Annotated in this window: 5 protein-coding genes; 2 read left to right on the forward strand and 3 right to left on the reverse strand. The window is 37.7% G+C overall.

Annotated elements, in window-relative coordinates:
- Window positions 1-15: 15 nt before the first annotated feature.
- From ACRD64_RS00840 to ACRD64_RS00850, 3 genes are all read right to left on the reverse strand, one after another.
- Window positions 16-2,811, reverse strand: coding sequence for a SusC/RagA family TonB-linked outer membrane protein (locus ACRD64_RS00840; RefSeq protein WP_430931249.1), 2,796 nt, complete (start codon window positions 2,809-2,811; stop codon window positions 16-18).
- Between the two features lie 109 nt (window positions 2,812-2,920).
- Window positions 2,921-4,870, reverse strand: a complete 1,950-nt coding sequence (locus tag ACRD64_RS00845; RefSeq protein WP_430931250.1) for a RagB/SusD family nutrient uptake outer membrane protein — start codon at window positions 4,868-4,870, stop codon at window positions 2,921-2,923.
- A 20-nt stretch (window positions 4,871-4,890) separates the two neighbouring features.
- The gene (locus ACRD64_RS00850; RefSeq protein ID WP_430931251.1) at window positions 4,891-7,989 is read right to left on the reverse strand and encodes a SusC/RagA family TonB-linked outer membrane protein; all 3,099 of its coding nucleotides are present in this window, start codon (window positions 7,987-7,989) and stop codon (window positions 4,891-4,893) included.
- 1,199 nt (window positions 7,990-9,188) lie between these two features.
- Here ACRD64_RS00850 and ACRD64_RS00855 point away from each other — a divergent pair.
- The gene (locus tag ACRD64_RS00855; RefSeq protein ID WP_430931252.1) at window positions 9,189-9,725 is read left to right on the forward strand and encodes an HD domain-containing protein; all 537 of its coding nucleotides are present in this window, start codon (window positions 9,189-9,191) and stop codon (window positions 9,723-9,725) included.
- Window positions 9,726-9,933: 208 nt separating this feature from the next.
- Window positions 9,934-12,225: a tetratricopeptide repeat protein gene (locus ACRD64_RS00860; RefSeq protein ID WP_430931253.1), complete on the forward strand. Its 2,292-nt coding sequence runs from the start codon at window positions 9,934-9,936 to the stop codon at window positions 12,223-12,225.
- Window positions 12,226-12,386 lie beyond the last annotated feature (161 nt).

The following is a 12,386-nucleotide window of genomic DNA, read 5'->3' on the forward strand; positions in this document are numbered from 1 at the left end:
AGAATAAATTTTTAATTAAAATGTCACTTTTAACCCTAATGAGTATGTTGTAAACATTGGGTATCTGGTTACACCGGCATTTGTATCTTCAGGATCAAGATCCTCAATATTTGAAAGGGCGAACAAGTCTGTTCCTTTCACATAAAAGCGAACCTTATCGGCTGATATTTTATTTGCCAAACCTTCTGGTAACATATAACTTAATTCTAACACTCTTAATTTAAAGTAAGAACCATCTTCCATCCAGTAGGCTGAGTTCATAAAACTATGACCACTGTTTTTTGAAGTAAGTGTTGGATAACCTTCTTGAAGTACCCTGTCAGAATACTTACGGCTACCATAAGGCATATAATAAGAATTGGTTAACATTTTATCCAAGCCTGCAACACCTTGTCCTAAAGCATATAATTCAAAACCTTTATACTCTAAATCCAGGTTAAGTGCATAATTAATACGAGGGAAACTGTTGCCAATAATATCTTTATCGTTTCCGTCGATAGAACCATCAGCCACGACATCTTTATAAATAAGATCGCCTTCAATAAGTCCACGGTCTCCGGTATAGGTTGAAGTAACGGTATTGCCAAAAAGATTATCGGCCGTATAAGCACCTTCGTATACCCATCCCCAGATAGCATCTGTTTCGGTACCTGTACTTAACAAATGGTCGTATTGGCTAATTTCATCCAATTGTTCCCATTTAGATTCTGAGTACATGAAGTTACCGCCAATGCTGTAATGTAAATCTCCAATGGTATTTTTGTACTCAAGTTGAAAGTCAACTCCTTTGTTGGACAGTTCTTCATAGTTACCTTTAGGGGATATGCTTACATAATAACCCGGAACCACGCTGCTCAGGTAAGTTGGCATATCATAACGGAATTCATCAAAATAATTGAACTCCAATGAAACATGATCAAAAAGAGTAGCTTCAACACCAATGTTTAATTCCCTGGCTTTTTCAAAGGTATAATCAGGGTTTCCTACCGATGTTAACCTTACACCATATTTGGTAGCTGATGCCGAGAAGTTTTCTCCATATCTCACACTACCAGCTGTTTGGTACTCGTCAATATATCGGTAATATTCAAAACTGTTACTGCTGTTATTATCGCTGTCCCACTGATATCGGTCATAGCCCATAACACCGTAACTACCTTTTACTTTTAAATAGTTGATAAAAGAAAGGTTAGCCGCAAAATCCTCGTTTGAAACAATCCATCCTGCCCCTGCACTACCAAACAAACCATATCTTTCTCCTGGAGCAAACTTATCTGAGCCCATTAACGAAGAGGTAGCTTCAACAACATATTTATTATCAAATGCGTAGTTAGCTCTTAAACCCAGGTTAATATTCTTGTCATCCTGACGAACTCCCCCCTGATACGAAGATGTTACCTTTTGTGCCAAGGTGCGCACCGAATAAACCAGGTTTGAAGTAATGGCATGTTTACCTGAAACCTTGTCGAAGTTTAAATAAGCTGTTCCTACAATATTTCTATTGAAGTCGTCACTATATCTTCCTTCGTTACCACTAGGTACATTATCACCAATTTCTTCAAGCGTGTTTTCATCTACCACGTTATATCTTGAATATTGTAGGTTTTTACCTTTTGTAATAGAACGATAAGCATCAAAACCAACAGAAACACCTCCAGACAGACCGTCTACATATTTATCAAGGTCGAATTGTAAACCAAAGGTAGTTTGACCCTGAAATTCGCGATTGTCTCTATATCCCCATCTGGTTAAATCTCCATAGATGTTATTATAACTTGAGTGATATCCTAAAGAATCAGGATGTTCGGAACCATCTGCAGTAACAAACATTGGGTAATCATTAGGTCGTTGAGAAGATAAATCTGTAAACATATCATTTGCACCTAATCGGGCATAGTTTCTAATTCCAATGCGGCTTGCCACATCCAAACTAACACTGATAACATCGTTTACTTCATAATCTAGTTTGGTCATTAGGTTTATAATATTATACGTATTGTTTTCACCTACTTTTTCCAAACCCGATTCTCTCACATACTCCATGTTCAGGAAGTACTTGGTTTTTTCATCCCCTCCTTCTAATACAGAGTTTACACGTTGGTAATCGGTAAAATCTTTCAGGAACATATCGTAATGGTCTATATCCGGATAAGTTCTAGGATATTCACCACTTCTATAATTGTCATACTCGTCAGGTGTATGTAATGGTGTTTCGCCGTCGTTTACCAAGGCATTATCAAATACTTCGGCATAAGTAGCTGCATCCAAATATTCGGGAAGAGCCGTTGGTGACTTAATACCACCTTCTGCCGAGAAAGATAATTTACGCTCTGATACATAACCTCTTTTTGTGGTTACCAAAATAACACCATTTGCAGCATTGCTACCATATAACATTTTAGCTGTGATGTCTTTTAAAATCTGAATTGTTTCTATAGATTCCATTGGAATATTATCCAAATCCCTGTTAGGGATACCATCTACAACAACCATTGGGGAATCACTTCTTCCCCCTCTGGAGCGACCACGGATACTCAATGTAGCCCAATTGGCACCAGGTTGCCCGGCACCTTTTAATACGTACATTCCCGAAGCAAGTCCGGCTAAGGCATTGTTCGCACGGTACTCGCCCGAACGTCTAATATCGTCGCCTTGTATTACATCAACTGCTCCAACTACTCTCTCCTTTTCGATTTCGGCATACGGCAGTTGCACCGTTTCCTTAGGTTTAACCGTTGTGGAGTCGTTTTGTGCATCTGCCAACAAATTGGAGAGCAATAAAACTGATATTATTAATAAATACTTTTTCATATGTTTTAATTATTTTCAGGGGTAATTAATGAAACTGTAAATAAACCCTCATCAATAATGATTTTTGCGTTTACTCTCTTAGTTTCTATGATATTACATCCGTAAACCATTACCATCCCGGATTTTGTTCAAAGTTTTTGAAAAGGTTCATGTCATTAGAATGAAATGGATACCAATAATTTCTGTTTTCAAATACTCTTTCATATCCAGATAGCTTTTTACTATAAGAATAGCTACCACCTGTTTCAGCAATATCTGCTACCCAAATACCTTTAGATAATTCAGTATGAGCAGTTCTCCAACGTTTTAAATCCCACCAACGGTGTTGTTCGTAGAATAACTCTCTGGCGCGTTCTTTTCTAATATACTCTCTAAAAACCTCGGTACTGGCTAAGTACTTGCCTTGTACTGAAGGCATACCAACTCTTGCTCGTACGTAGTTAATAGCACTCTGTGCACTGGTTACACCTGAAGCTACACTTATACCTGGAACCGCACCTGTTGGACCATATAACTCATTTGCCATTTCTGCGAAATCAAGATATAACTGAGCCATCCTGATAAATGGGAATATACGCACATAACCACTTGTGTTATTAGCTCTGTTAGCTCCTGGGTGACGGTATTTTCCTGCATGGTAAAATCCGGTATGATTCCAACCTTTTTGGGTTTCGTAAACATAGTGTGCTCCATTAGGGTTGTCTACCAAACAAACTGGAGGTAAACCTTTGCGTTGATTATTGTTTGCCGTATTATCAATGGCCTTATCTCCAATATACATATTGTCGCCATGGGTAAATACAAAGGTTTTTAACCTTGGGTCTCTATTTGCATAAGGATCATCTTTAGACCAAACAGTAGAATTATCTTCCGCATCACCAGAACCCAGATGCCAGTTATCACCCAATTCCCAACCGTCAGCAGTTTCGTACCAATCTACAGCATTCTGCGTAGGTACACTAAAGTTGGCCCAGTCCTGCGAAGCATCCCAGCTTGGCAAGTACATTCCGGCTCCATTTATATTACCTCCAGTAACACGTCTGATAGCGGGCTGGAATATTGCCTCATCACTTAAACCTTTACCATCCGCATTTTGCTGACGGAAATTTAAAGTGTATTCCGACTGTGAATACATTCTATAACGAGGATGACTTTCGGCGCTTGTAATAGCATCAACACAAGCAGCCAAACCTTGAGTAGCTATATCACTGTTGTATTTTGACATTGGATCGCCAGAGAAACCTAAACTTTCGGCCCTGGTAATATTGTAGTTAGGACTGGCAGCATACATCAACGCCATTGACTTGATAGCACGGGCTGTTGTTTTTGTGGCTCTACCTACCTCACTTGGAGAATCCAACCAATCTTCCGGTAAATAATGGATAGCACTATCTAAATCCTGAATCAACCACTCGTGAGACTCTAGATACTCTGGACGTATAACATCAAAATCTTCATCTGTTGAATATGACGCTCTCATATCAGGCATTCCTCCATAGTCGCGGATAATCATAAAATAGAACCACCCTCTCAATAAAAAGCATTGTCCTTTTAATTGCGCTCTTAACTCCTCGGGTGTGTATTTCGATCCTTCGGGGAAGCTCTGCAATAAATGCATATTCTCAAGAGCTAAGTTTACCGATCTAATACCAACAACCGCTTCGGCCTGAACCTCACGCCAATGCCAACGATAAGCCCACTCATCAGAAGATGATGTACTGGAATATTCACCAATTCCCATGTCCCATTTCATACCTGAACCACTAAAATCAGTCCAGTTACCAGCATTTACAGTTGTTTCAATACTATTTGATTTCACTATCTGACACTCATCAGAAAAAACGCCCACCTCACTACCATAATCATAAGGATCGTATACATAGTTATGTAATAAACCAACAGCTCTATCTACCGTGCCTTCAAAGGTAACATAGTCTGAGTATACCTCTTCTGCCGTCAGTCCCATATCAGGACTTTTTTCAAGGTAATCCTCACACGAAGCAAAAAACAACATTGAAAGACAGATGATTGTATAATATTTAAAATATTTTATCTTCATTTTATCTCTTTTTTTGATTATTAAAATGACGCCCTTAAACCAACATTATATCGTTTTGCAATAGGATATACCGCCAAACTTCTTGCTTCAGGATCAAACTCATCAGGTAATTTTTGCCATGTAATCAAATTGTTTCCATTAGCAAATATCTCCAGACTTTTTATTAACCCTACATTAGCCAAGGTATTCTTGTTGAAAGTATATTTCAACTCTAAGTTTTTAAGACGAATAAAATCACTACTTCTTCGAGAATAAGTGCTCGCTTGCGAATTGTGATTATTGTCCGTAGTTCGTAATGCAGGACGGGAAGCATCTAAATTATCGTAAGACCAATAATCCAACATCTCAGTGTTTAGTATTCTGAAAGCTAAATCACCACCTGATGTTTCGTATTCCCACAGATAATTATCTATTAAATTTTTAGATATACTAAACACACCATTAAACACTGCAGATATACTCCATTGCTTATATGTAAACCCTGCATTAAAAGCAAATGAGTTGGAAGCATACGAAGGTTCTCCGATAGGAACCCTGTCTAAGTTAGATACGGTTCCATCGCCATTGTAGTCCACAAACTGGAAATCCCCTGGACGCAAGCCGCTTGTGTAGTCAGAAGGCGCTCCAATATATACATCATCCCAACTATTGTACGTACCATCTGTTAGCAAGCCCGATTGCCAACCAATTGGTTTTCCGGCCTGCTTTTGGTATTCAGGTTCAAACGCCGCATCATCTCTTTCAATAATACGGTTTTCGCTCATTGAAATGTTTGCAGATAAACGGTAACGCATGTTATCTCCAATTCTGTCATTCCATGTTAATTCCAAATCAAAACCGTGGTTTTTGGTTTCTCCAATGTTTGCCCATGGTGTTTTACCACCATACCACGTTGGAAGGGATGTACGTTGCATCAAAATGTCAACCCTTTTTTCATCGAACAAATCAAGATTTGCTTTCAATTTGTTATTTAATACAGTTATATCAATACCTAGGTTTTGCTTGGTAGCTGTTTCCCATTTAGCATCCAGGTTGGCTGGAGTATCTTCATAATATAAAGTACCCAGGTACTGTTCACTGTCCGTTCCACCATAACCACCAGGGTGGCCTTGATAACTCCAGTGTTGAGCCGGATTATTTGCAGAGTGAGAATCATACGCTGAAAAGTAAAGGTAACGGTTAGCATCCCCTAACTGATCGTTACCCACAATACCATAGGAATATCTTACTTTTAAGAAATTGATAAAAGGTACATTATCTTTAAAGAAAGCTTCCTCAGAAACTACCCAACCTGTAGAAAGCGATGGGAAGAAACCGAATTTGTAACCTGAATCAAACTGCTCACTACCATTGTAAGCTCCGTTAAATTCTAATAAATATTTATCCTTAAACCCATAGGTTAATCTACCTACCCAGCTTTCTTCATATCTTGGGAAATTGATTCCGTTTTGCGCTTTACGCCTGTTAAATAATGCCAATGCACTTACATCGTGGCTTCCAAGATTTTTTACATAATTTAAAGATGCCTCATAATAAACAGAGTTACCATAAGAACTTAGTGATTCATTATTTACATTAGGTAAACCTTCTACTTCATCCACATCGTCACTAAATTGCCATATTTCACCAGAGCGGTAATCTGTCCTATAATACAAAGGATCTAATGTGATGGAACCACTATACGATTCCCTGTAATCGTAAGCTACTTTTGCTTTAAAAGTAAAGTTTTGAAGAAACTCCTGCGTAAACTGAACATCCACGTTAGAACGGGTTGAGCGTAATGTGTTTTCACTCTCTCTTTCCATCATACCTAAATAGTTATGGCTACGCCAGTCCTGTGCTTTGTTACCAACGCCCAGTTCTCCGGTACTTAAAACCGGGGGAGTACCTACCTGCACCTGGCTATACAGTGACGACATCCAATTACCATTTTGGTCAAATCCTAATGGCGTATCTGCAGAAATCCTGTTACCGTGCCAGTCTTTGAAGTCTCCTGATACATTTACACTTAACTTAGTTGTTTTAGTAAACTGAAAGTCGAGGTTACTACGCCAGTTGTATCTCTTTTGGTAAGTTCGGGGATCGATATATGGTTGTTCTTCAAGATCAAACATATCACCATCGTAGTTATACCCTAACGAGGTAAAATACTTTACAAAATCGTTACCTCCCGATACATTTAAGTTATAAGAACGTGCAACACCTGTTCCTATCAATTCGTTAATCCAGTTGGTGTAAGAGTAAAAGTCCATATCCCTGTTTGGATCTCTCCAAGCATCAATGTCACTCTGTGGCTGCAACTTGTTATAACTTCCTTCCGACATGGCCGCCATATTATAATACTCCAGTGCATCAGCAAAAGGAGCCATATAGTCGGTATTTACAACCGGTACTTTTCTACCTTCGTTGGCAGTAAAGGTAATTTTGGGTTTACCTTTTTGTCCTCTTTTAGTAGTAATAAGGATTACTCCGTTGGCACCTTTTACCCCATAAACAGCTGTTGCTGAGGCATCTTTTAATACCGAAACCGACTCGATTTCGTTAGGGTCGAGGTCGTTAAATTCACGTTCAATACCATCCACCATAAATAACGGGCTATTGTTTACCCAAGACGATTGACCACGAATAAGAATGGTAGATTCGGTTGCTCCCGGCTGACCAGAAGCCTGCATGGTAGAAACACCAGGTAACATACCTGCCAAGGCTTCACTAACCGAGGCTACGTTACCTACTTTTAATAGTTCCTCACCTGTTGTTTGTACAACCGAACCTACAACGGTCTTTTTCTTTTGGGTACCATAACCTACTACCACAACATCCTCCAGGATTTCGGTGTCGCTAACCATTTTTACGTTGATTATTAATTGTTGCCCCACAACAATTTCCTGCGTCTTATAGCCAATAAAGCTATAAACTAAGGTAGTACCCTCTGTCTTATCGATAGACAGCGTGTAGTTTCCGTCAAAATCGGTAATGGTACCAATGGTTGTACCCTTAACAAATACATTAACTCCGGGTATTCCCAGTCCATCACCATCGACAACCATACCCTTCACAGAAGTTTTTTGCGCAAAAACACTAATCGTAGCAAATGCCAACATTATTAACAAAATGTGCATCCGCTTTAGTATTTGTGCTAAGTTTAAATTGCTTTTCATATTACATAAATTACTATTAAGGTTCTCTTGTTGCTTTCTAAATTTTTACTGATCACCAAATCCTTTATTAACCACTCTTAAATATCATTTTACTTCGTTTTGATTCATAGACACTTTTTAACAATTCAAAAGTATACTAAACCAAGTGTAATACAGGGGAATTTTTTTTATAAAGTCGGTGGTAGAATTTTAGTCGTAAAACCAGAAAAACAGAACAAAAAACAATAACAAGATGAATGTAAAACACAACTAGACATTCACTAACATAAACTTAATCTGGAATATTGCACAATACGCATATTCTACTCTCATACAGATACTTGAATATTTTTGGTGGGGTTTGAATTTTGTTGTATCCCAACACTTATTAATGTTGCAATAAATTATAATACGGGACTTTCTTACATGTAATATTATACGATTTTATTGGCTATTTTCTACTATTAAATGATATTCACCCTCCCGTTTATTATTTTTACCCACCTTTTAAAGTTAGTAACCAAACTATCCACCATGATTTAATTTTATAGTTCCGAGTATGTTTTAACGATAACGGAAACCAATTATAAGTTTGATCTGTAAATAATGTCACAAAGCGAAACCGACAAATCCGCCTCCCAGCCGCTGGCAGGGAGCAAATAGTTAGGTAGCACAAACTCCATTAATGTTGCAGGGCAGGTGGGGTGGAAGGAGGATCCCTATCTGAAATAAATTCGGAGATGGATAATCATAAAAGATATCATGTGTTAATAATATTTAAACTTGCACACTGATTTATAGGCCAAGTTGGCTATATAAAATGTGATATGGCTGAAATTGAACCCCAACTTTACGACTGTAATCTATTTCATATTTTCCGATTCTTAATCCTGAAAATTTAAAAATATTGTCATGAAGATCGACTGCCAAGCAGGCTTAAACCCATCCCGTGTGGATTATATATTTTCCATTTGACAAATTTAAAAGCCATCAAAAACAATAAAAAAATCCAGTTATTCTCGCACGAATTTTGTATTTTTATGGTTTCGCACAAATTTTCTGAAGAATGGAACATCATCCTGAGTAATCATTGATTATTTCAGGATAGGGACTTATTTTTTTATTTACGGACAGTTACCTGATATAGGTAAGGTGATATTTTAGGTTGAGGAGACAAAAAAATGAGCGATCTGGAGACATTAAGAAATTTAGAACTTGCACCTTATATACTGAAAGCTACCACCCTGATAGGTGTGGAACGAAAGGTGGGCGGAAACCAATTCAGGCATAGCTTTGCCACGCTGGGAATTTTATTGGACTATAAATATTATAATGATAGTGTATTACTTAAAGCGGCGCTATTACATGATATACTTGAAGAGCGTCCGGACACTAAGGTTGAGGAGATTCAACAAATAGATTCAGAAAGCCAGCAAGTTGCACAACTTATTCTTGAAGTAACGCGATTAAAGCACGAATCGAAACCGCAATATCTTCAGCGGGTTCTAGATCACGGTTCAAAAAATGCCTTAATACTAAAATGTGCCGACAGGATCAGTAACCTAACTGATTTGCATCGCGATACGCACTCCAAACAAAAAATATCGAGATATCTTGACGAGACCGAACAGTATGTATTTAAAATGGCTATTAAGACCAATAAGTATATGCTGATCGAACTACGAGATCTGGTAGACAGAAGGCGAGAAATTCTTTAATCTGTAGAATAAATTAATTCTATAATATCTGCAACGATATTCTCTTGAGTCTCGATAACACTTGCGATCTGGCATTTTATTTTGACCATACCCGTTCAAAATAAATAAAGTTCTTATCATTATACAAACGGTATAATTGACCCACTCCGACAAATACATTATGTACCTCCAGGCTGTAGAGGATTTACAAACCTTCAAACACACTAAAATGGGAACCAAAATTAAACAAAACGCAGCATCAGTATTTCACTTCTTCTCATTTGAAAAGACCATTGCACTTCCATGTGAAATAGTATTAAGTGATAAATCGCTGAACATCATTAAATGGGCCCTGGTTGAAAAAAAACACGATTCTAATGTCCAAATACAAAAAAAGGAGATCTTAGCTGCTCTTGAATATTTAAAAAAGGAAGGTAAGATCATTGAGGTTGGAACATCATGGAAAATAGCAGCAAACGACAACTGGGTAATGGACGACAGGAAATCCATGTTTTTAGGCCGTTTTCTTGAGTCTGTATTACCCATAAACCCAGAAAACAATATCTCATGGTATCATTATAAAAAACTAACAAGACTAACAAGATCTTACATTAAGAACTATATTTATACTGATTCCACCAAGACCTCTTTTACAACTGTTTGTGAACGTGTTATTACCTATCTGATTTATTCAGGAAATTTATCGAAAGGAATGGAGCTTGTAAGGCAAGCAGAAAAAATGGCCAAAGCTATTCCCGACAACCTTCTTTTTACGGCTAACTTAACTGCACGCAAAGCTGAGATTCTCCGGAAAAAAGGCGAGAACCAGGCAGCCATAAGACTATTGAATCCTATCATCCGCGAAATGGAAAAAAACGCTACCCAATTCCAGCTGGAACTTGCGCAACTATATACCGAACTTGGATTAACATTACTTTATAATGACAACAATGAATTTTCCAGAGCCGAAAATTACTTGCAGCGCGCATTATATATTCGGCAAATACTTTTAGGAGAAGAACACATTTTAACCATAGCGGCCCATTTAAATATTGCCAATTACCACGTTCAGATGGGTATGGGTGCCAAAGCTATTGAATGCACAAAAGCTACCCTCCCCTATCTCGAACCATATAACAACCAGTACTATGTGGCTAATACCTATGATATATTAGGACTCGCCACCTTTTACACCAAAGACATTCCTAAAGCGATTGAGTATTGCGAGAAGGGATTGTTGATACGAAAACAAATCTTAAAAGAAAACCACACCTTAATGCTTGAGAGTTTGCATAACATGGGACAATTATTGTATTATGCCAATAAGCCTGGCGAAGCCATTCACTACTTCAACAAAACATATGCGGGCTTTAAGAAGGTATATTCTCCCGAACACCAAAATTATGTTATAACCGTTGGAGCCAATGCGATTTGCAATCTTTCTTTAAACAATATCGACCAAGCGGAATACATTGTTCTGAAAGAATTGGACAAGGTGAGCGCATATCCCCGCAACTCCTTTAATATGTACGAATCTGCCATAGAAAAACTCATCCTCTATTATCACACCTCCCGTAACAGAATGAAAGAGATGAAGTTTATTAAGGTGTACATTAAACTATTGCAAAATAGAAAGACCAAGTACGACTATAAATACAGGATTATGCTGCTGAGTTATGTTTTCCTGCTTAAATCGCAACAAAAATGCGATGGATACCTTTGGGCGAACAAAGAACTATCCAATTATTTCAACCACGAAATACAGGAATCGGTTAAATCAAAAAATATCAAAGCAGGGAAATATAATGATTATGCCATGTTATTTAAAAATAAGCTGAATGACTTTAGGCGCTCTGAGGACTGTTATAAAAAAGTAATGGAGCTGTACCCTACCTGTTCAACATATTTAAGCAACTATGCCCTATTACTTACCAGTATTAAAAAGCAGGACGACTTAGCGGAAGAACTATATCTGAAAGCCTTAAAATTAGATCAAACCAATAGTGTTCTTTATGGGAACTATGCCTTCTTTCTTCAAAATGTGAGAAAAAAATTTCAGATAGCGGAGGAATATTACCAGATTGCACAATCTATGGCGCCCTGGGACGCGGCCAACTTGGCCAACTATGCCTCACTCAAGCTAATACAAGGCCATTTTTCGCAAGCAAAAACATTGATATCAAAATCGCTTATGATAGGCATACCTTCTCCCAACCGACATACTGCCCGCCCCTTATTCTTGTCCATATTGATAAGCATGTTCAACCATGAAAATTATGATGACTTTTTAGGAAACATGAAGTATTTGTTCATTTACAATATTGATCATGTTTGTTGGGATAACAGGGAATTGATGTCATTTGCCGGTAAAATTCTTAATGGCAGCGAGTATCTATTTTTAGAAGCTATTTTCAATACGATTAACGATTATGTCTGCTTAGAAAAATTGCAAAGTTTTACACATTGGAACAAAGTGAAACCGAAACCATTTGTCAGTAATTATAGGTCATTTGAGGAATAAGAACATATCATTGTTCCTTGTTTTAAACATCCAGTTTTACAGATTAGAAACTGGATGTTTAATTTCCCTTGCAATCGATGCATTACAGGTTGTCTATTCTATCGATTTTCCTTCTTTTTTCTCCAATAGCTGATATAATCGGTTTGTGTAATAAACCCTAT

It is taken from the genome of Saccharicrinis sp. 156, assembly GCF_050589685.1.
In the GTDB taxonomy this organism is placed as follows: domain Bacteria; phylum Bacteroidota; class Bacteroidia; order Bacteroidales; family Marinilabiliaceae; genus Saccharicrinis.